The organism is Vibrio sp. 1069, from assembly GCF_033340555.1.
This window is the reverse complement of record NZ_JAWOWP010000002.1, coordinates 594745-618151: the sequence shown is the minus strand read 5'-3', so window position 1 is coordinate 618151 and position 23407 is coordinate 594745. Positions and strand designations below refer to the sequence as shown.

20 protein-coding genes are annotated in these 23407 nt (G+C 46.2%); 17 read left to right on the top strand and 3 right to left on the bottom strand.

Translation table 11 applies throughout. The features are described 5' to 3' along the window. Positions 1–38: 38 nt before the first annotated feature. From R7040_RS05850 to R7040_RS05805, 10 genes are all read left to right on the top strand, one after another. Positions 39–824, top strand: a complete 786-nt coding sequence (locus tag R7040_RS05850; RefSeq protein WP_132936380.1) for an enoyl-CoA hydratase — start codon at positions 39–41, stop codon at positions 822–824. 8 nt (positions 825–832) lie between these two features. Then, positions 833–1972 (top strand): enoyl-CoA hydratase/isomerase family protein, encoded by a 1140-nt coding sequence (locus R7040_RS05845; RefSeq protein ID WP_053307784.1) that lies wholly within the window; start codon positions 833–835, stop codon positions 1970–1972. An 11-nt stretch (positions 1973–1983) separates the two neighbouring features. Further along, positions 1984–2889: a 3-hydroxyisobutyrate dehydrogenase gene (mmsB, locus tag R7040_RS05840; RefSeq protein ID WP_053307783.1), complete on the top strand. Its 906-nt coding sequence runs from the start codon at positions 1984–1986 to the stop codon at positions 2887–2889. A 110-nt stretch (positions 2890–2999) separates the two neighbouring features. Then, positions 3000–3758 (top strand): SDR family oxidoreductase, encoded by a 759-nt coding sequence (locus tag R7040_RS05835; RefSeq protein ID WP_318095479.1) that lies wholly within the window; start codon positions 3000–3002, stop codon positions 3756–3758. A gap of 799 nt (positions 3759–4557) precedes the next feature. Beyond that, positions 4558–5439, top strand: a complete 882-nt coding sequence (gene cyoA, locus R7040_RS05830; RefSeq protein ID WP_005388604.1) for a ubiquinol oxidase subunit II — start codon at positions 4558–4560, stop codon at positions 5437–5439. Between the two features lie 5 nt (positions 5440–5444). Continuing rightward, complete coding sequence (cyoB, locus tag R7040_RS05825) at positions 5445–7481, top strand: cytochrome o ubiquinol oxidase subunit I (RefSeq protein ID WP_005375781.1); 2037 nt, start codon at positions 5445–5447, stop codon at positions 7479–7481. Then, positions 7471–8073, top strand: a complete 603-nt coding sequence (gene cyoC, locus R7040_RS05820) for a cytochrome o ubiquinol oxidase subunit III (protein WP_005375782.1) — start codon at positions 7471–7473, stop codon at positions 8071–8073. Before cyoB ends, cyoC begins: the two co-directional genes overlap by 11 nt. Next, a complete protein-coding gene (cyoD, locus tag R7040_RS05815) occupies positions 8073–8384 on the top strand; it encodes a cytochrome o ubiquinol oxidase subunit IV (protein WP_005375783.1) in 312 nt (103 codons plus the stop codon). Before cyoC ends, cyoD begins: the two co-directional genes overlap by 1 nt. After that, the gene (gene cyoE / locus R7040_RS05810; RefSeq protein WP_033906955.1) at positions 8345–9259 is read left to right on the top strand and encodes a heme o synthase; all 915 of its coding nucleotides are present in this window, start codon (positions 8345–8347) and stop codon (positions 9257–9259) included. The genes cyoD and cyoE overlap by 40 nt, the downstream gene beginning before the upstream one ends. Positions 9260–9929: 670 nt before the next feature. Continuing rightward, on the top strand, positions 9930–11036 hold the full coding sequence (locus tag R7040_RS05805; protein WP_062730958.1) for an NADH:flavin oxidoreductase: 1107 nt from the start codon (positions 9930–9932) through the stop codon (positions 11034–11036). Positions 11037–11116: 80 nt separating this feature from the next. Here the strand turns inward: R7040_RS05805 and R7040_RS05800 are convergent, their stop codons facing one another. Continuing rightward, positions 11117–12007 carry a LysR family transcriptional regulator gene (locus tag R7040_RS05800; RefSeq protein WP_005375788.1) on the bottom strand — a complete coding sequence of 297 codons (891 nt, stop codon included), beginning with the start codon at positions 12005–12007 and terminating at the stop codon, positions 11117–11119. Positions 12008–12162: 155 nt separating this feature from the next. On the opposite strand from R7040_RS05800, the gene R7040_RS05795 reads away from it, so the two are divergent. The 7 genes from R7040_RS05795 (at position 12163) to R7040_RS05765 (ending at position 19950) form a co-directional block, all read left to right on the top strand. Further along, the gene (locus tag R7040_RS05795) at positions 12163–12561 is read left to right on the top strand and encodes a RidA family protein (protein ID WP_005375789.1); all 399 of its coding nucleotides are present in this window, start codon (positions 12163–12165) and stop codon (positions 12559–12561) included. A gap of 73 nt (positions 12562–12634) precedes the next feature. Continuing rightward, positions 12635–14095 carry an aldehyde dehydrogenase family protein gene (locus R7040_RS05790; protein WP_025767670.1) on the top strand — a complete coding sequence of 487 codons (1461 nt, stop codon included), beginning with the start codon at positions 12635–12637 and terminating at the stop codon, positions 14093–14095. Positions 14096–14164: 69 nt separating this feature from the next. Next, positions 14165–15154, top strand: coding sequence for a membrane dipeptidase (locus tag R7040_RS05785; protein ID WP_053303711.1), 990 nt, complete (start codon positions 14165–14167; stop codon positions 15152–15154). Positions 15155–15263: 109 nt separating this feature from the next. After that, the gene (locus R7040_RS05780) at positions 15264–16865 is read left to right on the top strand and encodes a BCCT family transporter (protein WP_005375792.1); all 1602 of its coding nucleotides are present in this window, start codon (positions 15264–15266) and stop codon (positions 16863–16865) included. A gap of 101 nt (positions 16866–16966) precedes the next feature. After that, a complete protein-coding gene (locus R7040_RS05775) occupies positions 16967–18703 on the top strand; it encodes a hypothetical protein (RefSeq protein ID WP_285398692.1) in 1737 nt (578 codons plus the stop codon). After that, positions 18700–19431: a DUF3726 domain-containing protein gene (locus R7040_RS05770; RefSeq protein ID WP_053307776.1), complete on the top strand. Its 732-nt coding sequence runs from the start codon at positions 18700–18702 to the stop codon at positions 19429–19431. Before R7040_RS05775 ends, R7040_RS05770 begins: the two co-directional genes overlap by 4 nt. A 141-nt stretch (positions 19432–19572) precedes the next feature. Then, positions 19573–19950 (top strand): nuclear transport factor 2 family protein, encoded by a 378-nt coding sequence (locus tag R7040_RS05765; protein ID WP_005390944.1) that lies wholly within the window; start codon positions 19573–19575, stop codon positions 19948–19950. A gap of 82 nt (positions 19951–20032) precedes the next feature. On the opposite strand, the gene R7040_RS05760 is transcribed toward R7040_RS05765, so the two are convergent. Further along, positions 20033–21028: an ABC transporter substrate-binding protein gene (locus R7040_RS05760; RefSeq protein ID WP_005375798.1), complete on the bottom strand. Its 996-nt coding sequence runs from the start codon at positions 21026–21028 to the stop codon at positions 20033–20035. A 141-nt stretch (positions 21029–21169) separates the two neighbouring features. Then, complete coding sequence (locus R7040_RS05755; RefSeq protein WP_285398687.1) at positions 21170–23404, bottom strand: hypothetical protein; 2235 nt, start codon at positions 23402–23404, stop codon at positions 21170–21172. Positions 23405–23407 lie beyond the last annotated feature (3 nt).

The following is a 23407-nucleotide window of genomic DNA, read 5'->3' as shown; positions in this document are numbered from 1 at the left end:
CGAAGTATTGGATTTGCTCATTGAGAAAGGATTCAGATATGCCATTAACCCAAGAAGCCATTCAACATACGATCACTAATCACGTTGCGGTGGTGACGATGAACAACCCGCCAGCCAATACGTGGACAGCAGAGAGTCTCAAGGCACTGAAATCGCTGATACTCACACTTAACGATGATAAGCAGGTCTATTCATTGGTTTTAACCGGCAGTGGAGAAAAGTTTTTCTCTGCTGGTGCAGATCTCAAGCTATTTTCTGACGGTGACAAAGCGGTTGCGTTAGACATGGCGCGATGCTTTGGTGAAGCCTTTGAAATGCTCTCGGAATTCCGTGGTGTTTCCATTGCCGCTATTAATGGTTACGCCATGGGTGGAGGTTTAGAAGTGGCATTAGCTTGTGATATTCGAGTCGTTGAAGAGCAAGCGGTACTTGCTTTACCTGAAGCCAAAGTCGGACTTTTGCCCTGCGCTGGCGGTACCCAAAACCTCACAGCGTTAGTAGGGGAAGGCTGGGCAAAGCGTATCATTTTATGTGGAGAGCAAGTCAGCGCTGACAAAGCAAAAGAACTAGGCCTAGTTGAGGAGTTGGTTCCCAAAGGTGAAGCTTTAAGTAAAGCGCTGGAACTTGCTGAATCTGTTGCGAACCAGTCACCATCTTCTGTCGCCGCATGTAAGGCGCTCATTCAAAATATGCGCTCTGCGCCACTTAAGCACGGCTTAATGAAAGAGCGAGAGTTGTTTCTGAATCTTTTTGATACGGAAGATCAAGTTGAGGGTGTTCGCGCCTTTTTAGAAAAACGCCCACCGCAATGGAAAAACCGATAGGAGGCCACATGGCAGGGATGGTAACCATTAGTGAAATAGAGTGCTTAGATGGCGTGCACCGCATTGGTATCGCAACGTTAGACAACACCGCTTCATTGAATGCATTGACGTATGACATGTTAGTCCAACTTAACGATCAGCTTATCAAGTGGCAAGATGATCCACATATGGCTTGTGTGGTACTGACTGGCGCTGGAGAAAAAGCATTCTGTGCTGGTGGTGATGTTCGAGCTATGTATCACGTCATGCATAACGAGAGTAAAGAAAAAATCGTAGAGTTCTGTACGAACTATTTCTCGTTGGAGTATGAGTGTGACTATCTCATCCACACTTACAACAAACCCATTATCGGTTGGGGAGAAGGTATTGTCATGGGCGGTGGGATGGGGCTTTTTATGGGAACCAGCCATAAAGTTGTGACAACAACATCACGCCTTGCTATGCCAGAAATCAATATCGGACTGTATCCTGATGTGGGAGGTACGTGGTTTTTAAGCCAGATAGATCCGCAAGTGGGCTTATTCCTCGGATTGACAGGTTCAATGGTAAATTCAAGTGACGCTGTCACTATTGGTTTGGCCGATTGGTTACTGTTGGAAGAGCAGTATCCCACCTTACTGGATGAGCTAAAGCGGCTCCAGTGGGGCAAAGAAGATGCGAAAGAGTTGGTAACTGCACTACTACAGTTAATGGAAGAACAAGTTATTGATAGCAAACCAACCACGCAAATTTGTCCATACTTAGATCAGATAGAGGAAGCGTGCAAAGGCTTTGATCTTAATACGATAGCACAGCGAATCATGGCTATCGACGGGAACAGTCAGTGGATAGAAAACGCGAAACAAACGTTCGCCGCAGGCAGTCCGATCACCGCGCATATTTGCTTCAGACAAGTGAAAGAATACCACAGCTTACCACTTGCAGGTTGCTTCCGCTTGGAGCTGAGTTTATCGGTTCGCAGTGCCTTATTAGGTGAGTTTAAAGAGGGCGTCCGTTCTCGGCTTATTGACCGGGATGGCGAACCTAACTGGATGTTTAACAATGTCAGTGAAGTCGATGAAGATATCATCGATACCTTGTTTACCTCACTTTGGCCGGATGACGAACATCCGCTTGCTGATTTGGGTGAACAAACACTAGGTCAATAAGGAGAATGATCATGAGTACCATCGCATTTATCGGTTTAGGAAGAATGGGGCATCCGATGGCGCAAAACTTATTAGCGTCTGGATTTAACGTGCAAGTATTTGATGTCGATAGCGAAGCGGCAAAGCAACTTGCACCTTTTGGTGCGGTGGTGGCGAGCTCTATCGAGGAAGTCGTGGATGGTGCAAGCACGGTCATCACGATGCTACCAGCAGGATCTCACGTTCGTTCCGTGTATCTTGGCGACTTACACGGCGGCGTAGGTGTCCTCAATCTTGTCTCGCCAAGTACCTTGATGATTGATTGTTCAACCATTGATCCGGACTCTGCGCGATTAGTCGCCAATGAAGCGGCAAATAAACGCGTGTTGTTTGTCGACGCGCCCGTTTCGGGGGGCGTTGCTGGCGCTAAAGCGGCGACATTAACCTTTATTGTTGGTGGTTCGGATCAAGCGTTTTCTAAAGCCAATGCGATTTTGCAGTATATGGGAAAAAATGTTTTCCATGCTGGCAAAGCAGGCGATGGTCAAATGGCGAAAATCTGTAACAACCTTATGCTCGGCATTTTAATGTCTGGTACGTGCGAGGCATTAAACCTAGGTATCGATCATGGACTCGATCCAAAAGTGCTATCAAACATCATGCTGCAAAGCTCTGGCCGAAATTGGGCATTGGAGCTTTACAATCCTTGCCCAGGCGTGATGGACAGTGCGCCAGCCAGTCACGATTACCAGCCGGGCTTTATGAGCAAACTCATGCTAAAAGATCTCGGCTTGGGGTTAGATGCGGCGTTACAAACACATTCTTCGGTTCCGATGGGGTCGTTAGCGCGCAACTTATATTCTTTCCACAACGCGAGCGGCCACGGCGAGCTCGATTTCTCAAGCTTATTTGAGTTATACAAGAGTAAGAAAGGCTAGACCGAGTTTTGTGACAAACCAGCCCGAGATGGTGACCTAAAACGCGCATCATTTCGGCCAACTTAGACTAGTTGAGATAGAGAACATTACGAGCTATGGAGTGCACCAATATGGACATAAAAAGTAGTGTTATTGCCATTACAGGAGCAGGGCAGGGGCTTGGGCAAATGATGGCCATTACCCTTGCTCAAGCTGGCGCTGATTTAGCGTTGTTGGATGTAAACGCCAGTGGCTTAATGGAAACACAAGAGCAGTGTCGAATGCTGAGTGCGAAAGCGTTGACATATCAAGTGGATGTCACCAACGAAATCGATGTTGAAACCACGTTTGAAGCGATTATCCAAGATTTTGGTCAACTCAATGGGTTAGTCAATAACGCTGGCGTGTTAAGAGATGGGTTACTTGTAAAAGCAAAAGATGGCGTGATCAGTAAGATGTCTTTGGATCAATTCAATTTGGTCATGAACGTTAACGTGACAGGAACATTTTTGTGTGGGCGTGAAGCTGCCGTCAAGATGATTGAGAGTGGCTCCCGAGGCGTTATCATCAATATTTCTAGTGTTACGAGAGCAGGGAATATCGGACAAACCAATTATTCTGCATCTAAAGCGGCGGTCGCGACCATGGCGACAACATGGGCTCGTGAGCTCGCAAGATACGGTATTCGCGCGGCGGCGGTTGCACCAGGTGTAGTTCATACCGCGATGGCAGAGCAAATGAGACCCGAAGCCATAGAGCGACTAGAAAAGATGATCCCAGTTGGCAGGATGGGCGAAACAAGCGAAATCGCGCATGCAGTAAAATACATTATTGAGAGTGATTACTTTACTGGCAGGGTTTTAGAAGTGGATGGCGGCATTCGTATGTAAGTGACCACTGAAATAAGGCTCTGATAGACCTGAATAATAAGTCTCTTTCCATTTCAACATTTTCTATGTTGTGGAGTGCTAATTCTGCGCAACCCAAATGTATTTACAACTTATGTTTGGATTTACCTTGAGAATGATTTCTCACAATCCAATAAAGAGATGTAAATACCACTCAAATATTAAGTGAAATCATTAATTTGATGTTGATCACACTTTTGATTTTTTAGCTTCCGCTTCTCATTAAGGCTATCTGCGTAAATGAAGTTGATAGTCAGTCTCATCAATTTTTAGTTTCAACTGTTTGTTTTTAAATAATTAATTGTTGAAGCACGAGAAATTCGTGTTGAGGTTAATATTCTATTTAAAGTGTGTAACTTCCATTAATGGAAGGTTAGTTTCCAGTTGTGGCTAATGAGCTTTAACTTTTTACTCCTCATAATGCGCCAAATGTAACATAGTGTTTCAAAGTGTAACAATAAACTCACACTAAGAGTATGGTTTTGATCTCCACTCAATTCCGTTTTGTTTCGCTCTGAGCCCGACGTTACTCATGCTCAACACATAAACATTCTAATGACTATAACAACTGGTTCTTGGCTTGATACCAATCGTATCGTAGCAAATAACGGTTCATCCTAGCTGGTAAAATGCTTGATGACGAAGTTGAAAAAATTGTAAGTAGAATAACTACTTATCGAGGTTTTTTCTTGTTCTCATACATTACCTCTGCGCTATTTGTGAGCTCTTATTTACTTTGATTGGCATCTGCTTTGAAACCAGACAACCATCGAGAAAGTTAATGGAAGCCTCAAGATATAAACGCATCTTGTCGAGGGGAAGTTTGGCGTCCGTCATACTTATGCTCTCAGGATGTAATTCAGCTTTACTTGACCCCAAAGGTGCCATTGGTGTGCAAGAAAAAGAGTTAATTATTACTGCTCTTTTGCTGATGTTGATCGTTGTAATCCCTGTGATTTTAATGACGATTTACTTCGCTTACCGATACCGCGCCTCTAACACTGAAGAAGAGTACGCACCCGAGTGGTCACACTCGACCAAAATCGAAGTGGTGGTATGGACAATTCCAATCATCATCATTGCGATTCTTGCGACGATCACATGGCGTTCGACTCATGAACTAGAGCCATCCAAACCTTTGGAAAGTGATGTTAAACCAATGACCATCGAAGTGGTGTCACTCGATTGGAAATGGTTGTTCATCTATCCAGAAGAAAACATTGCGACGGTGAACTATGTGGCGTTCCCGAAAGACGTGCCAGTGCAGTTCAAACTGACTTCGGACAACATCATGAACGCGTTTTTCATCCCTCGCTTAGGTACACAGATCTACGCGATGCCAGGCATGGTAACCAAGCTCAACCTCATAGCGAACCACGAAGGTGACTACAAGGGTTTTGCATCGAACTACAGCGGCGAAGGCTTTTCGCAAATGAAGTTCACAGCTTCAGCAATGTCTGATCGTGCTGCGTTCCTAAATTGGGTGCAGAAAGTGAAGGCGAGCCCTGATCGTATTGAAGATTGGGAGCAATACAGCTCACTGGCAGCGCCAAGTATCGCAGAGCCAGTCACTTTGTTCTCTAGCGTTCCTCCGTTCTTGTTCACCGACGTTGTGACTCAGCATCCTGGTTCAATGAACTGTTTGCCTGAAAACCAAGGATAATCGTAATGTTTGGAAGATTAACTCTTGATTCAGTTCCATTCCACGAACCTATTATTGTCATCACCCTAGCGGTTGTGGCGCTGGTTGGTTTAGCCGTAGTTTACGCGGTGACCAAAGCCGGAAAGTGGCAATATTTGTGGAATGAATGGTTTACTTCAGTAGACCATAAAAAACTTGGCTTCATGTACATCGCAGTAGCGATGGTGATGCTTGTTCGTGGTTTTGCTGACGCAGTCATGATGCGTAGTCAGCAACTCCTTTCTTCTGCGGGTGAAGCAGGTTACTTACCACCGCATCACTACGATCAAATTTTTACTGCCCATGGCGTGATCATGATCTTCTTCGTAGCGATGCCATTGGTCATTGGTCTGATGAACATCATCGTGCCATTGCAGATTGGTGCGCGTGACGTAGCTTTCCCGTATCTGAATAACTTGAGCTTCTGGCTGTTTGTTGTAGGTGTCATCCTAACAAACATGTCTCTCGGCTTAGGTGAATTTGGTCGTACAGGTTGGCTAGCGTATCCGCCGCTTTCAGGTATTGAGGCAAGCCCAGGAGTCGGGGTCGACTATTGGATTTGGGCGCTGCAGATATCAGGTGTTGGTACGACGTTAACAGGCGTGAACTTCTTCGCGACCATTTTGCGTATGCGTACACCGTCTATGCCAATGATGAAGATGCCAGTTTTCACTTGGGCGTCTCTGTGTGCAAACATTTTGATCATCATTTCATTCCCAATCCTAACGGTGACTATCGCTCTGCTTACGCTGGATAGATACCTAGGCATGCACTTCTTTACCAATGATCTTGGCGGCAACGTAATGATGTACGTCAACCTGATTTGGGCTTGGGGTCACCCAGAAGTGTACATTTTGATCTTGCCAATTTTTGGTGTGTTCTCAGAAGTCACCGCAACCTTCTCACGTAAAAAGTTGTTCGGTTACACATCGCTAGTTTGGGCTACCGTAGTTATCACGATTCTTGCCTTTGTTGTTTGGCTACACCACTTCTTTACGATGGGGTCTGGCGCGAACGTAAATGCCTTCTTCGGTATTGCCACGATGATCATTTCTATCCCAACAGGGGTGAAGATCTTCAACTGGCTATTCACCATGTACAAAGGCCGCATCCGCTTTACGACGCCAATGATGTGGACGGTGGGTTTCCTGATCACCTTTACTGTTGGTGGTATGACGGGCGTACTAATGGCTGTTCCGGGTGCAGATTTCGTTCTGCATAACTCAGTATTCCTTATCGCTCACTTCCACAACGTTATCATCGGTGGTGTGGTGTTTGGATGTTTCGCTGCGATCACTTACTGGTTCCCGAAAGCGACCGGTTTCACCATGAATGAAACTTGGGGCAAACGTGCGTTCTATCTTTGGATTATTGGTTTCTTAATGGCGTTCCTACCGCTTTATGCGCTGGGCTTTATGGGGATGACTCGTCGTTTAAGCCAAGACATCAACCCAGAATACTTCCCACTGTTGTCGATTGCCGCAGCAGGTACGGTTGTGATTGCGCTGGGCGTATTGTCTCAGTTCATCCAAATTTACGTGAGTATCCGTGACCGCGAGCAAAATCGTGATTTAACTGGTGACCCGTGGGGTGGACGTACTCTTGAGTGGGCAACATCGTCTCCACCGCCGTTCTACAACTTTGCGCACCTACCAAAAGGTGATGTGCTGGATGCCTTCTGGTACCAGAAACAAAGTGGCGAGTTCGATCCAACTAAAGAAGTGGAATACGAACGTATTCATATGCCAAAAAACACGGCAACAGGCATCTACGTGTCGGCTTGGTCGCTCCTATTTGGCTTCGGCATGATTTGGTACATTTGGTGGCTAGCGGCGGCAAGTTTGGTCGGTATTATCGTGACGTGTATTCAGCATAGCTATAACGATGATGTGGATTACTACGTGGAAGTTGAAGAGATCAAAGCAATTGAGGCCGAACGTCGAGCTCAGCTTGAAGAAGCGAAGAAAAACTCAGTGAAAGACAGCGAAAGTAAAGATGATCTGGAGGTGACGTATGCAAACTAATATCGCAGCACATCACGACCATGATCACCACCATGACACGAATGGCAACAAGCTATTTGGCTTCTGGGTTTACCTGATGAGTGACTGTGTACTGTTTGCGACCTTGTTCGCGACATACGCTGTGCTGTCGAGCAATTCAATTGCGGGCCCAACAGGTAAAGACATTTTTGAACTCCCATTCGTGTTTGTCGAAACCATGCTGCTTCTGTTTAGCAGTATCACATTTGGTTTTGGCATTATCGCGATGAAGCGCAACAACGTTGCTGGTCTCAAACGTTGGATGTTAGTCACGTTCGCGCTTGGTCTTGGCTTTATCTGTATGGAGGTCTATGAGTTCCATCACCTGATTGAAGAAGGCTATGGGCCACAAACAAGTGCATTCCTATCGGCATTCTTTACGTTGGTTGGTACGCACGGCCTGCACGTAACCTTTGGTCTGATTTGGTTAGCGGTAGCGTATCATCAACTGTCGACGAAAGGTCTGAACGACAATATGGCAATGCGCTTTAACTGCTTAAGCCTATTCTGGCACTTTCTAGATATCGTTTGGATTTGTGTCTTTACCATCGTTTACTTACTGGGGGTAATGTAATGGATCAACATGTAGAAACCAGTTCGTCAGATTACGTGAAAGGCTTTATTGCCTCACTGATTCTGACGGTAATTCCGTTCTACTTTGTTTGGACGAAATCATTACCAGATACAACGACCTATGCGATTCTATTTGGATGTGCATTAGTGCAGATATTTGTTCACTTTAAATACTTCTTGCACATGGAAACAAAAACATCCGACGGACGTTGGAACCTTGTATCACTGATGTTTACCGCCATTGTTGTACTTATCCTTATCGCTGGCTCGGTATGGATCATCTACAACATGAACGTCAACATGAAGTTGTAGGTCAAGGTATGCTGAAAAGTTATTTGTCTATCACTAAACCGGGCATTATTTTCGGCAACCTGATTTCTGTTGCGGCGGGGTTCTTCCTCGCCGCAAAAACAGAACCAGCCAGTCTAATGCTGTTCGTTACGACGTTAGTTGGTGTTGGGTTAGTCATCGCTTCAGGTTGTGTGGTGAATAATATTTTCGATCGTGATATCGACCAAAAGATGGCACGTACACGAAATCGTGAAACAGTGAAAGGCAACATCAATATCGATATTGCGTTTGTTTATGCACTTGCTTTATTGCTGGTAGGAACCGCACTGTTATTTATCCGAGTGAACCCACTATCCGCTGTCGTCGTGTTGCTTGGCTACGTGTATTACGTGTTCTTTTACACGATGTGGTACAAACGTAACTCGGTGTATGGAACCTTAGTGGGAAGTATCTCAGGCGCAGTTCCGCCATTGGTGGGTTACTTAGCGGTAACAAACTTCATTAGCTTGGAAGCGATTTTACTCTTTACCATGTTCTGTCTCTGGCAAATGCCGCACTCATATGCCATTGCCATGTTCCGCATGCAAGACTACCGAGAAGCCGGGATTCCCGTATTGCCAGTTAAAGAGGGCATTCATAAAGCTCATCGACACATGAAAGCGTATGTCGTGGCGTTTGGAGCAGCATCATTGGGGTTATTTTTACTAGGTGAAGCCGGGTATGAATACTTAGCGGTTGCAGCGGTTGTTTGCTTTATGTGGACGAAAGTGACCTTTCGCAGCATTGATGACAACAACTATATCGCTTGGTCAAAGTCGGTGTTTAAAGTCTCACTGCTAGTGGTGATGGGGATCAGTGGTGTGCTTGGTGTCGAGTTGATTCCTCTAGCTCTGTAACAACCAAACCTAAGCGTTTGCTAAGCGCCAATATCTTTTGCTGCTGAATGCATGAATGGCCTTACCTAGAAGTAAGGTCATTTAACTTTCTATTGTTCTTTATTTTCCCTGTTTTTCCTGCTCCTCCTCTAGCTTCACTATCACGTATTCATATCTAAAAGCAAAAACAACCAGTGTGTAAAACATAGTGAAGCACGTTTTCGCTGACGCGTAATAATGCCAAGAGATAGTGACTATTAAGCTAAAAAGTATAAACAGCGCAATAACTCTATTTGCCATATGAAAATTCAATATCGATAGTTTGTAATGTAAACATTTGGGGAGAGTGCTAGTTCCCATAGCAGCATACAAACTAACAATGTGAATGTTTGAGTTGAATCACCAGCTAGCGAAATACAAAAGTTTTACGACTGAAAGTGGGTGAGGAAGCACCTTAGCTCCAGTGAAATGAACACGATTAAGAATCATCCTTTTACATAATCTAAAAACTCACCAAACCTTAACCCAGATTAAAGTTTTGTCGTCTCCGAGGCATTAAGGTGCGCCTGTAGTTTGCAGGTCTCAAGGATTCAGAGAAGGAACAGCCATACATCGTGTATCGCTGTTCCTTTTTCGTTCTTGTTTACTTGCGAAAAGATAAAACATAAAGACAACTTTAAGAGGACTGGTTTTGAGCATTTTGTTTTCCGAAGCCCGAATTGGCAACATGACCCTAAAGAACCGTTTTGTGAGAAGCGCAACGTGGGAGAACATGGCGACCGAAGATGGTCACATGACGGTAAAGCTTTACGATATTTACGAAACGCTTGCGAAAGGGGAAGTTGGGCTTATTGTTACGGGTTATGCCAATATCGTTGAAGAAGAGAAACCCAACGCAGGTATGATGGGGATCTACAACGACTCTTTTATTGAAGAATACAAAAAGCTAACAGAGCTAGTACATCAACAAGATTCTAAAATCGTGATGCAAATTGCTTACGGTGGCACCAAAACCACCCATAACGTCGGTGAGCGTGTCATCTTCGCTCCGAGTGACGTGCCTGAGCGTGGTACAAATACGCAAGGCAAAGCGATGACAAAGGACGAAATAGACTACATCGTAAAGGCATTCGCATTGGCGAGTAAACGTGCTCAAGACGCTGGTTTTGACGGCGTAGAGATTCATGCGGCGCACACTTATTTAATTAACCAGTTTTTAAGCCCGTACTATAATCGTCGCGAAGACGAATATGGTGGTGACTTAGAAAATCGCATGCGCTTTCTTTTAGAAATTTATTCTGAAACCAGAAAGCTGGTTGGAAGCGAATTTCCCATCCTCGTTAAACTGACGGCAACAGAGTTCTTTGACGGCGGTTTAACGTTCAACGAAACTCGCGTCGTCTGCAAGAAACTTGAAGAAATAGGCGTTGATGCGATCATCGTATCTGGCAATGTTCACGGCAAAGCAAACGAACTTGTTGGTCAAACGTTCGATGGTTACACACTACAAGAAGAAGGTTACTTTCACGAATATGGTCACGTGATCAGTCAGGACGTTAGCATACCGGTGATTACTGTCGGCGGGCTGAGCGACATTGATGCGATTGAGAAAATTGCAGAAAACACAGGTATCCAATTTTTTGCTGTGTCACGCCCTTTATTGGCTGAGCCACAGTTGATCAAACGTTGGAAAGAAGGCAATCGCGCACCAGTAGATTGTGAACGTTGCTCAAAGTGTCGTACCAAGCGTGGTAACTTTTGCGTGGTGTATAAGAACCGAAATCGTCGCAAAAAATAGAACGAAGCGAATACACAAATACAAATTAGCCTCCACTCTGAATATGGAGGCTTTTAATTATCCGCATGTTAATCGAACCATTATTTATCTTCTTTTTGATAGTTTAAATAATGCACACAAAGATCGTGAAATGCTTTAGCTTGAGGCGAGATCGTGCGATCGGTTAACGTAAATATACCAATTTGCCTTTCAAGTGGTGGATCGATAAGCGGAATCCAAACCAAGCGTGTTTCATTGGTTGGGAAAGCAAGCTTCGGTAGGGTCGTGACACCAATCCCAAGTTCTAAGACAGAAAACAGTGAAGTAATATTTTCGACCGAATAGAGCGCTTGCTGACTCAGAGCTCTTGCTGGGGTTGGATCGAGAAGTGTACAAGTGCCGTTACGGATAAAGGGTTGTTCCAACAAAGTTTGCCACTCGATTCCTTCTGGATGACTTGCAATAGGGTTGTCCTTTAAACACACCACGCCTATTGGATCGGCTAACAGCGGCGTAAAGTCAATGCCGCCCTCATCGAGGTGAGAGGGGTTACCGAGCGCCAAGTCGACTTCACCGGAGAGTAAGCGAGCCTCGACGCCCGCCGCGTTATCATCGATCAAGCTTACTTCTACATTTGGATACTGCTCGCAAAAGGCACCCAACACGCTAGGGATGAGTTTCGCTGCAACAGAAGGAACGCTCGCAATTCGCACTCTCCCTTGCTGTCCGGCCGCGGCAGCTTTGAGATCGTTGTCCAGCGCACTGTAGATATTGAGAAACTGAACCACCTTGGGCAGACAAATTTCACCAAACGGGGTCAATTTGGTTTTGTTTCCGGGTTCAAACAGCGTTTGCCCTAGAATTTTTTCAAGCTCTTTTATCGATGTTGACAGTGCCGCCTGAGAACGATTTGCACGATGTGAAGCGGCTCGAAAGCCTCCTTCCTCGACTACCATCACAAAATGCATTAATTGTTGAAGCTTAATACTCATCCCTAATGCCTCTTAATCCCTTTATTTACGTTATTTTAAACAGAGTGATAAGTTTAATTTATCAAATGTCAAAAATTTACCGTTAGATTTATCGCCTGTCAATGTGCATCATTTAACCATATTGAAACAAAGCCGTTACAAAGGTTGAAAGGCACGTGAATACTCCTACTAAAAAACACCCAGTTAAAACCAGTCTATTTGCTTCTAAAGCGCCGCTTGAATGGGCGATAGTCAACAACGGAACCCTGTATACGGCTCAAATTCCTATTGATGACACAGGCGCGGTTGTGGAAGGCGGTATCGAAGCACAAACACGTCAAACCTTTAACAATCTCATTCACACCCTGGAGTGTGCAGGGGAGTCTTTGGACTCGGTGTTGCAGGTCCTGATTTATGTGACTGACAGAGAATACTTAAAGACCGTTAACCAAGTGTACGCGGAATATTTTGAAGCGCCGTACCCAAATCGCGCCGCCATGGTGGTTGCAGGGTTAGCGCGAGAAGAGATGTTGGTGGAGTTTGTTGTCTACGCGTCGGCAAGCCAACCAGAATAAATCCAACGAGAATAATTAGAGATCAGTGAGTGAGTGGCTTGCCATCACAAATCGGAAGAACAAGGAAAGAACCATGACTTTTATTAACAATGTTCAAGCAGAAAAATCCCTCTATATAGCAGGTGAATGGCAATCGGGCATGGACACCATCGCCAATATTAACCCTTCTGATATCAGCGAAAACATTGGCGATTTCGCACAAGCGAGTGTGTCGCAAGTAGAGCAAGCGATTCAAGCGGCTAAATCAGCGCAGCCAGAGTGGGAAAAAACACCAATCGAGCGCAAGCAAGCAGTGCTACAAGCGATTGGTGATGAGCTCATTGCACGATGTGACGAATTGGGCACCTTGCTTTCGCGTGAAGAAGGTAAGCCATTTGCTGAAGGTCGAGGTGAGATTTACCGTGCTGGCCAATTCTTCCAATACTTTGCTGCTGAGGTTCTGCGTCAAATTGGCGATAGCGCTGCTTCCGTCCGTCCAGGTGTCTCCGTTGAAGTTACTCGCGAAGCCGTCGGCGTTATCGCCATTATCTCTCCTTGGAACTTCCCAACAGCAACAGCGGCTTGGAAAATCGCGCCAGCACTTGCGTTTGGCAACAGCGTCGTCTGGAAGCCTGCCAACCTAACCCCAGCAAGTGCCGTTGCGCTGACAGAGATTATCCATCGCCAAGGTTTACCTGCTGGCACGTTTAACCTCGTTTTGGGTAGCGGTTCGCAAGTAGGTAATACCCTTATCAATTCGAAGGATGTGAACGGCGTGAGCTTCACTGGTTCTGTGGACACAGGCCGTAAAGTTGCAGCGGCAACGGCACCAAATTTTGTGCGTTGTCAGCTAGAGATGGGTAGCAAAAATGCGCTCGTAGTCGCAGATGATGCAGACATTCAGATTGCTGTCGAAGCAACAATCGCAGGCTCATTCTCGGGTGCAGGTCAAAAGTGCACCGCGTCTTCTCGTCTTGTCGTTATGGACGGAATTCACGACGCGTATGTTGAAGCGCTAATCAAACGCATGAGCGAACTTAAAGTGGGTCACGCTCTAGAAGAGGGCGTGTTCATGGGCCCTGTTGTTGATGGTAACCAGCTGAATGCGAACTTTGAGTGGATCGAAAACGCACGCCAAGCAGGCGCGGAGCTGGCTTTCGGTGGTGAGCGTCTGAGCCTAGAGCATGACGGTTACTACATGTCACCAACTCTGTTTTTAAATACACAGAATGGCTGGGAAGTGAACCAAGAAGAAGTCTTTGCGCCAATGGCGAGCGTGATTCGCGTTTCTGATCTGGATGAGGCAATTGCAGTCGCGAACGATACGCGCTTTGGCCTGACAGGCGGCATTATCACGCAAAGCTTGCGTAATAGCGCGATCTTCAAACAGCAAGTCCAAACGGGCTGCGTCATGGTTAACTTGCCAACTGCGGGTACAGATTATCACGTTCCATTTGGTGGCCGTAAAGAGTCTAGCTTTGGTCCTCGTGAGCAAGGTCAGTACGCCAAAGAGTTCTACACCGTAGTGAAAACCGCTTATCAGCGTCCTTACTAAGATCGGCAGGGTAACTGATGGTGTCAGTTACCCGCACGAAAAGGCTAAGAAATTGTTTAAGGAGTGGTTATGTACCAACAACGGATTGTGATTGACGGATTGCAGTACTGCAATTGGGATCGAGAGTATTTCCAAACGCTTAAGGCGAGTGGCATTACCGCCGTTCATGCCACCATCGTCTACCACGAAACTGCGCGCGAAACCTTGACGCGTTTTGCTGAGTGGAACTTGCGCTTCGAGCAAAATGCAGACCTCATCATGCCTATTTATTCAATGGCAGATGTAGAAAAAGCCAAAGCAGAAGGCAAAGTCGGCATCTTCTTCGGCGCTCAAAATTGCTCACCAATCGATGATGAAATTGGCCTGATTGAAGTGATGCGCCGTCAAGGTCTGCTGATCATGCAACTGACCTACAACAACCAAAGCTTACTGGCGACAGGTTGTTACGAACAAAATGATTCCGGCGTAACTCGCTTTGGTAAGCAAGCGATTGAAGAGATGAACCGAGTCGGGATGATCATTGATATGTCCCACAGCGCAGAGCGTTCAACGTTGGAAGCTATCGAGCTCTCCTCGCGTCCAATTTGTATCAGCCATGCTAACCCGACGTTTGCGCATGACGCACTGCGCAACAAGTCCAACACCGTGATCAAAGCACTGACGGAGCGCGGTGGTTTGATTGGATTCAGTTTATATCCGTTCCATTTACCAAATGGCAGCCAGTGCACGCTGGATGATTTCTGCCAGATGGTTGCGAAAACCGCAGACATGTTTGGCGTCGACCATTTAGGCATCGGTAGTGATCTGTGCTTAAACCAACCGCAACAAGTATTGGAATGGATGCGCAACGGGCGTTGGTCAAAAGCGATGGATTACGGCGAAGGTTCAGCAAGTAACTCGGGATGGCCAGATGCGCTGCCATGGTTCTGCGGCAGCGCAGGGATGGAGAACATCTACAACGGATTAATGGGTCACGGATTCAGTGAATCTGAGGCTGGAAAAATATTGGGTGAAAACTGGTTCAACTTCCTTAAAGAAGGATTAGAGCCTATTTCATAGCATTCCCCAAAGTAGGAACCGCCTGCCCACATAATAACAATACGGCAGGCGTAAAACTCACATTTGTAGCCAGTCTTTGGCTGCTGCAAAGAACCTCTGGAGCCAGAGTATGTCTGATTTAACCAATAGCATGAAAGCTTCCACGATGAGCGTGTCATCGGGCAAGTCAAAAGTAAAACACAACACATCAACAACAGAAAACACGATGGACAAATTAGGACTGAATAACCCGGCCTTTTGGTATAGCGGTGGTTTCATCGCGTTGTTCGTTGCTATTGCACTTTATGACGGCGAGCTGTTATCTACGATCGTTAACGCCGGTTTTAGCTGGGCAGTTCAGGTGTTTGGTCCATACTGGCAGTTACTGCTGCTTCTCACTTTTCTTATTGGTCTTGGCTTGGCTGCAGGGCGAACAGGCAAGGTGATGTTGGGCGGGATTGCAAAACCAGAAATGGATTCTTTCCGCTGGATGGCGATTATTTTCTGTACCTTATTGGCTGGTGGTGGTGTTTTCTGGGCCGCGGCTGAGCCTATCGCGCATTACGTTAGCCCACCCCCTTTGTACGGCGCGCAAGATAACCCGCAGCAAGGTGCGGTGAATGCGTTGTCGCAATCCTTTATGCACTGGGGCTTTCTGGCTTGGGCGATTGTAGGTAGCTTAACTTCCATCGTGGTGATGCACCTGCATTACGACAAAGGTTTACCACTAAAACCCCGTATTTTGCTTTACCCAGTTTTGGGCGAACGAGCACTTAAAGGCCAACTCGGTGCATTGATTGACGCGTGCTGCATTATCGCGGTAGCCGCGGGCACCATCGGACCAATTGGGTTTTTAGGCTTGCAGGTTAGCTACGCGTTAAATGCGCTGTTTGATATTCCTGATGGCTTTACCACTCAGCTTATCATCATCTTGTTTGCGATTGCGCTTTACACCTTGTCAGCACTCAGTGGATTAAGCCGAGGCATGCAACTGCTTAGTCGTTACAACGTGATTCTGGCAATGGCATTGATGGTTTACATCCTGTTTTTTGGTCCGACAAATTTTATCTTTAACGGATACATTCAAGGTGTAGGAAGCATGTTGGATAACTTTATCCCAATGGCGACCTATCGCGGTGACGAAGGTTGGCTAAGTTGGTGGACAGTATTTTTCTGGGGCTGGTTCCTGGGTTATGGTCCGATGATGGCAATCTTTATTGCGCGTATTTCCCGTGGTCGAACTATTCGCCAAGTTATTTCCACCATCAGTATTGTGGCTCCGTTAACCACCTGTTTTTGGTTCACGATTGTGGGCGGCTCAGGCCTTGCGTTTGAAATTGCTGAACCGGGTAGCGTGAGTGCGGCGTTTGAGGGCTTTAACTTGCCAGGTGCTTTGCTTGCAGTGACTCAGCAACTACCAATGCCAATGCTGACTTCAATTCTATTTCTGATTTTAACCACGATCTTCATCGTCACGACGGGCGACTCAATGACCTACACAATCAGTGTCGTGATCAGTGGTGAAACGGAGCCGAATGCGATCATCCGTACCTTCTGGGGAGTAATGATGGGTGTGACGGCATTGATCCTAATTTCCCTTGGCTCTGGCGGCATCTCTGCTCTGCAATCTTTCATTGTGATTACCGCGGTTCCGGTTTCGTTGATTCTGTTACCGTCACTTTGGAATGCGCCGCAAATCGCAATCAAAATGGCGAAAGAGCAAGGGCTATAACAATTATCTAATTCAAACAACGTGGAGCTTGTGCGGGTGTTTTCCTCCTGCATCCGCACAAACCCTAGTATTCTTACAATAACAAATAGGTGGTGAGCAAAATGGATGCACATCGTTCTACTTATACGGAAGCAACTATGCGCGATGCAGCGATTGTCATGGCAGCCGAAAGGCTTGGCGCAATGCACCAAAACCGAATCAGCTTTGTACGCAGTCTGATTCGTAATATGGCAAGCCAAAACTGGCAAGTAACCAAGCATGAGTGGCAGCTTTGTCCTCGTGGTTATGGTCATGTGATTTACAAATTGACCACGCCAGAGCACGTTTATCATTTGGTGGTATTCTGTGATGAAATTGCCGACGACGAGCGTAATGATCGCGTAATTGCTGAAAAGTGGGACGTCACATTTGCACTGGTTCAAGGCGATGTTGATGTTACTTTGTTGGAAAGATTGCGAGAAAATGTACCGCTGCAAGAAGCGGGACGTAATCCAAACAACGTACTTGTTCTTGCTCGCGCAAACAAAAGTGTGCGCGTGTTTGAGCACATTGTTAGCGCGCTTTCTCAAGGCGAGCAGCCTGAGCCGAAAGAGTTAGCTGAAGTGGGTTATATCCTGCGTACCACAGCTGTTTATGGTAACGGAAAGTTTGGTATCGCCGATTTCAAACTGTTAGAGAACAACTCAGATTTCAGCCAGTCTTTTAGTGCGCAAATGTGTGCCGTATATATGTTGCGTGAATTCAGCCTAGATTGGGTGCACTATCTGGCACTTCAGCAAGGTGGCGACAACGCGGTGGCTTTGCATCGTGGCTTGCAGCGCTACCTTGGTGTCGGCAATGCGACTGGCTTAGGCATGGCTCCATACTTGATTAATCACCCGTGCATCGTTGACCAATGGATGACCTCTCGCGAACGTGCGGTAGCGCGAGTCTTTGCGATGCCATGTGAAGCGTCGTTCCATGCTCCTTTGCAAGGATTGCTGCAAAAAGCACAGCGTCATTTAGAGCAAGTCATCACCATCAATGAACATCAAGACAGGCTCAATCATCAAGCGATAGCAGACATCAAACAACTGCTATCGGAGCTAACAACGTTAATGGCATTACATCCGAACTGGGCGAGTTTGGTCGAGCATAAGAAAACAATGAGTGTGGAAGCCCAAGAAATCCTCACCTCTTGCTTGATCGAACTCTACCCATCTTTAGTGGATGAATTTGCTAGCCAAATGAATACGGATGAAACGTTATCTATTCCGGGCGGGAAAAAGATCCAAGATTTACTGGAAGTGTTGCAAAGCAAGTACCGCTGGGCGATTGATGCGGATTACTCACTAGCCGAGAACAACTACTGGTTCTGGTATCGCTCAAAAGATAAAGAAGAGCCAAGGCTTGGTGTTCGCGGGGAAGAGGCTGGAGAAGAAAAAGAACTGCCGCTTGATATCGGCAGACAAGTGAATCGCTTGTACCAGGCCTTGCTTGACTGTGATGTAGAAATGTCCGTAGCGGAGTTTCTATTGCAAAAACCGGCTTATCGTTCGATCACACGTCGCGTATGGACGTTAGGCAACCGTGCGATGGGGGATATTCAAATGAATGTGCTGCGTAAAGATGCGTTACCAATACACTTACTGCGCTGTAAATTGGCGATCTTTGGTGCGACTAAGTTTGATCCGCGCTCGGATCGTTGGGTTCGAGTAACTTTCTTCCAAGGTGCGCCGTTGTTAGATGAAATTCACGACCCTAAACTGGCAGACACATGGATTTTCCCTAGCATGCCGCCGCGTGACGAAATTGCGCAAAGTGACAATCAAAAAATCAACGGAGGATTTGCATTATGATCGTCTCTCACAACGAATTGGTGGCCGCGGTTAATAAGGCATTTCTTGGCATGCGCCGTCACTGTGGTGAGGCGGATGTCATTGCGAACATGGTGGCGGACTTGCAAATGGTTGGCTTACATGGAGTTCGCCATTTTAATAACGCCAGTCTGTTTCTTGGGTTAGATTCAGACTGCGCCGTATCGGTGACCAACAGTACGCCGTCAAACATAGAGGTAGAACTGCACAACGGGAGTGTAGCGTGTCATTTACCCGCTGTGTTGGATTTCGCACTTGAGAAAATGATTAACCGTAAGTCGATTACTATCACGTTGACGCAGTGCCATAACCGTTGGCTAGGTTTTAGTGAGTTGTTGAAGCTCTCTGCAAAAGGCATTGCGTGCCGTGCACAATGGGTCAATGGCTCAAGTCCCAAGCGAACGCTTTATGTGTTAAACCGTGGACGAATCGCACCAGAAGTCTTTTTCTCGGATCAGTTTGATGGGCATGATACGGATTTGCATAGTATGGTTATCGAGCTCTCCGTGAACGATTTCGATATCGAGAAAAGTGCACAAGGGTATACCACCCACATTGAAGGTGATGAGTTAAGCCGCACGCAACAAGCTTCTTGGCAAAATGGTATCTTTGTCGAGGACCAAGAATGGGAAACACTGAAACAAACCGCAACCGCGTTGCTGGTGGAGAACAGTGAGCGTTCTATGCTCGGTGCTGGTGGTGTGGTTTAAGCGATGAAAGGCGATGATTCCAAGTAGAAGTGATGAAGGCTGCTGTTTAGCGGCCTTTTTGTGCGCGATGTTCAGTCACTTCTGAAGTTCAAAGACTATGATTACCGTTATCCGCAAGATGGAGCAACACAGGTAAGAAAAATGGATCTGCAAGAGAATAAAAGAAATGCCATTGCGTTTTACGAAACCGCCTATCGAGGTAATCCAAGAAAAGCGGTTGAAGACTATGTTGGCGATGAGTACATTCAGCACAATCCATTAGTTGGAAATGGCCCCGAGGCTTTTATCGAGTATTTTGAGCGGATGCAAAATGAGTATCCCAATAAAGACATTACGTTTGTGCGAGCCATTGCTGAAGGGAACTTGGTGGCACTACACACTCACCAAACATGGCCTAATGATATTGAATACGTGACAATGGATTTCTTTCGTTTTGATCACAATGGGAAGATCGTCGAACATTGGGACGCTCTGCAAGAGATTCCTAAAGAAACATTGAATGGTCACACCATGTATTAACGAGTCGTTGACGAGTCTCCCATGCCGTTTATTCAAACGGTATGGGAGGTTAAATGATTTGTGGCACTTTAAGTATTAATCATCAAAGCGCTTTTTCGATTCTCACCGCGACGTCTTCAGATACCCAGCCTTTCCACAAGTCAGGGTAGGTATTAAAGAAGTAAAACATCGCTTCTTCACCGTCCGCGTAGTTATCTTCCATCCAGGCCAGCATTTCACTCATTTGCTCGTTGGTAAATCCGCGTTTCTGCAAGTACGCGAATGCTTGGGGTTCTTTGCTCGCAAACGCCTCAGTTGTTACTGTGCGAACTGGAGAAGGTGGGTACATTGTTACTTTTGGTGAAGCGCAATCAGGCTGAGTGGTACAGTTGCGATACTCTTCTAAATCTGTTCCGCTACCAAAATCCACTTTGACCATATCATACTTGCCCAATACGGGGGTCGGTGACCAGTAGTAACCAAACCAAGGCATTTTGCGATCATAGGCTTTGGCGATGGTGCCAGCTAATGCTGCGCCAGATCCTGGGTCAACCATCTCAAAGCCGTGCTCACTTAACCCTAATGCATTAAACAAGTGACCGGAGGTGATTTGGCATGTCCAACCAGCAGGGCAGCTATAAAACGCGAACTTGTCATCATCCTCTGGGTGTTCAAATAGTTTGGCGTGCTTGATGACGCCTTCTATCGTCGCGAGTTCTGGATACTGTTTTACCAGATAGGCGGGAACCCAAAACCCTTCTTCACCACCATTGACAAGCGATTCACTAGCGATGCGCAAGCGTTTATCCGCAATCCCTTTATCAAGTGCTTCTTTAATACCGTTTGTCCATAACTCTGGCGCAACGTCAGGCTGTCCCTTTTCAATCATAGAGGTGCCTGTAGGAACGCTATCACCAGGGATCAATTCCGCATCGCACTGGTAACCTTCATTTAAGACAAATTGGTCGATGTGCGCCATTAAGCTGGCCGAATTCCAATTCATGTCTGCGATGGTTATTTTTCCGCATTCGTCCGCATTTGCATGAGTAGATAATGCTGATAGCAGCAGAACAGAGAGCATTGAAGGTGTCGTCTTCATGTGACTGAATTTCCTTGTCGTTGTCATTTACTTCAGTATATACATCGGTTTATAAAGATTCAGTGAACAAGTTTTTTTCAGTGACGTTAAGCATAAAAACGGCGATTTATGAAGCGTTTGGTGAGGCGTGTTGAAAGGGAGTTAATACAGCAAGAACACTCCTTCGTAGCCGCCAATCTCAATATGAGAAACATAGTCGCCGATGTTACCGTCTTGATCTACAGGTCGCATAGGCTCTGGAAGTGCGATAGTTATCTTCGGTGAGGAGAAGTAATCGATATTTTTGCCAAAGAAATCAGTCCGATACAGCACTCGGCCTTTGGTGAATTCGCGGGCTAACACCATCTCTGTAGGGCCATGCATCACTACCGTATCGTCTGAGTGATACGCAAAGTACGTATGGGTTGGTAACAAATCGATAGCGCCATTAGGCAAGTCAGGGTGAGCCACTTTGCTCATAGAAGCATCTCCAATCACCGTGTAATCGGCAGGATAGGGCGTGCTGGTGGACATCATTACCGGAGTCGCCTGATACCCCTCTGGTATTTGATTGGCAGGCTCTCCCAAATCAACGGCAAGCAAGGTGCTAGGTTGATAAGCAATATTCTTTGGTACGCCTGCCTTCCAGAAATTGTCACCTGTTGTGTTATTACTTCCATATAAATAGCCATTGTTCCACTGATTAAAGTAACTGCGCTCAGGGTGATAGTTTAAGTAGAACACCGCTAGTGCAGAGTATTGGTCCTGTTTCCAATTGTCTTCTGTGTTGCCAAAGTATTGAACGCGACCATAACGCGTTGTCGCTTGATAAATCACTTTCTGGCCAGCTTTGGCGAGTGCAGAGTTATCCCAAAACTTAGCTAACCCAGCATAGCCACTAAAGCCGGTAGAAGGGAAAAGGTAGTGCTCGCGCAAGTACAAGGAGCCAGCGTTAACCAAGTGGTTTTGCCCATTACGACCGAATAAGTTTGCCGTACCTATGTTGAGGCCAATTAACGCATCTTCATCCAGCGTTGCCAGTTTATTCAAGAACGCCGAGAATTGCGCTTTGTACGCATCGTCAGCAGCTTGGCTACCCGCCACCAAACCAAGCTCATCCACCGTACCACCGGAATAAACGTAGAACTGATTTTCTCCGAGTAACTTATTCGTGTCGTCGTTGTACGCACCATTTAAACCTTCTTTCGCCCATTCAGCTTGGTAATAGTGGCGCATTGTATTGGTAAAAACGGGATTACCGAGATTGGTCAATGCCCATGAAGAAGTTTGATTCCACATACGACCAAATGGAATAACCCGTGACTCCCAACGAAATCGTGCCGTTGCATTCTTATTCGAACGGTTTTTGTATTCATTCCAAGAAAGATAATTGTCTTGGTTTCGATCTGCAGATTTGTCAAAGCCACGAATTTTACGCCAGCGTTGAATGGTTTGACCTTCAGGTGTCTCCGTTGGTGCTCCTGAGACATTGACGGCAGGGAAGCTATCTTTGAGTTGAATGTTTTCGAGACGTGGGCGGTTTTCTATGTTGTCGTCATGCCAAGTAATTTTCGCAACGTAAAGGCGGCCGCCGTCGCGTAAAAAGGTGGAGCCAAAGTACTGACCGCCACCATAAGTTTTTCCGCTACCATCATGCGTTGTAGCGCGAACCCAATCCAAAGGAACAGACCAGCTTACTGTTTGGTTTTTAGTCATGTTCTCAGTTTTGTCTTTTTTAATCGCGAAGATTTTCCATTCAGTTACCCGACCAAACGAGTCGATAGCAGAAGGGTATTCAATCGTGAAGCTGCCGCCTTGAGCAAACTGAGAAAACGTAAAGGTTAAGCGGTCGAACTTCTCTGAGTGATAAACATAGAGCGCACCATCATTATTCGCCTGACCAAATACGTCAGCATCCCATGGCGGTGTTTGATATAGCCAAAAGCCGGCGTGGTCAGCGCTGGCGGTATAGCCAACGATCATCGGTTTTCGATTGAGCAGAGTATTCTCGCCATGGCTTGAGTCGACTTCAGCTAGGATAGTGTCTTCAGAAAAGTGGAGAAAGAAATCTTCGTAGTCAATTCCATTCAGTTCTGCTTGGTTACGTATATCGTTTTCCAGCCAACCTGAGTTAAGTTCCAGCTTTTGGTTGTACATGTAACCAAGTGCTTGTACACGCTCATTATGACTTTTACTTTCGTAAGCGCCGAATACGATATCAGCATAATCCAGTTCCCATTCACGTGTAGCCGCAGCAGAGATAGGCTTATCTTGAAGATCAATACCCTGTTCATGCAATCCAGGTAACACGATTGCTGTTCTACTCCAAACGCTGGGTATAGAAAGTAAGCTCAGAGAAGCAAGTGCAATGAGAGAAAAACAATGCGACTTCAACATGGA

Coding starts and splice junctions, on each gene's coding strand:
- mmsB (WP_053307783.1), top strand. CDS start 1,984: ATGAGTACCATCGCATTTATCGGTTTAGGAAGAATGGGGCATCCGATG.
- R7040_RS05765 (WP_005390944.1), top strand. CDS start 19,573: ATGGATCTGCAAGAGAATAAAAGAAATGCCATTGCGTTTTACGAAACC.
- R7040_RS05760 (WP_005375798.1), bottom strand. CDS start 21,028: ATGAAGACGACACCTTCAATGCTCTCTGTTCTGCTGCTATCAGCATTA.
- cyoA (WP_005388604.1), top strand. CDS start 4,558: ATGGAAGCCTCAAGATATAAACGCATCTTGTCGAGGGGAAGTTTGGCG.
- cyoE (WP_033906955.1), top strand. CDS start 8,345: ATGGATCATCTACAACATGAACGTCAACATGAAGTTGTAGGTCAAGGT.
- cyoC (WP_005375782.1), top strand. CDS start 7,471: ATGCAAACTAATATCGCAGCACATCACGACCATGATCACCACCATGAC.
- R7040_RS05755 (WP_285398687.1), bottom strand. CDS start 23,404: ATGTTGAAGTCGCATTGTTTTTCTCTCATTGCACTTGCTTCTCTGAGC.
- R7040_RS05785 (WP_053303711.1), top strand. CDS start 14,165: ATGTACCAACAACGGATTGTGATTGACGGATTGCAGTACTGCAATTGG.
- cyoB (WP_005375781.1), top strand. CDS start 5,445: ATGTTTGGAAGATTAACTCTTGATTCAGTTCCATTCCACGAACCTATT.
- R7040_RS05775 (WP_285398692.1), top strand. CDS start 16,967: ATGGATGCACATCGTTCTACTTATACGGAAGCAACTATGCGCGATGCA.
- cyoD (WP_005375783.1), top strand. CDS start 8,073: ATGGATCAACATGTAGAAACCAGTTCGTCAGATTACGTGAAAGGCTTT.
- R7040_RS05850 (WP_132936380.1), top strand. CDS start 39: ATGCCATTAACCCAAGAAGCCATTCAACATACGATCACTAATCACGTT.
- R7040_RS05835 (WP_318095479.1), top strand. CDS start 3,000: ATGGACATAAAAAGTAGTGTTATTGCCATTACAGGAGCAGGGCAGGGG.
- R7040_RS05800 (WP_005375788.1), bottom strand. CDS start 12,007: ATGAGTATTAAGCTTCAACAATTAATGCATTTTGTGATGGTAGTCGAG.
- R7040_RS05790 (WP_025767670.1), top strand. CDS start 12,635: ATGACTTTTATTAACAATGTTCAAGCAGAAAAATCCCTCTATATAGCA.
- R7040_RS05780 (WP_005375792.1), top strand. CDS start 15,264: ATGTCTGATTTAACCAATAGCATGAAAGCTTCCACGATGAGCGTGTCA.
- R7040_RS05770 (WP_053307776.1), top strand. CDS start 18,700: ATGATCGTCTCTCACAACGAATTGGTGGCCGCGGTTAATAAGGCATTT.
- R7040_RS05845 (WP_053307784.1), top strand. CDS start 833: ATGGCAGGGATGGTAACCATTAGTGAAATAGAGTGCTTAGATGGCGTG.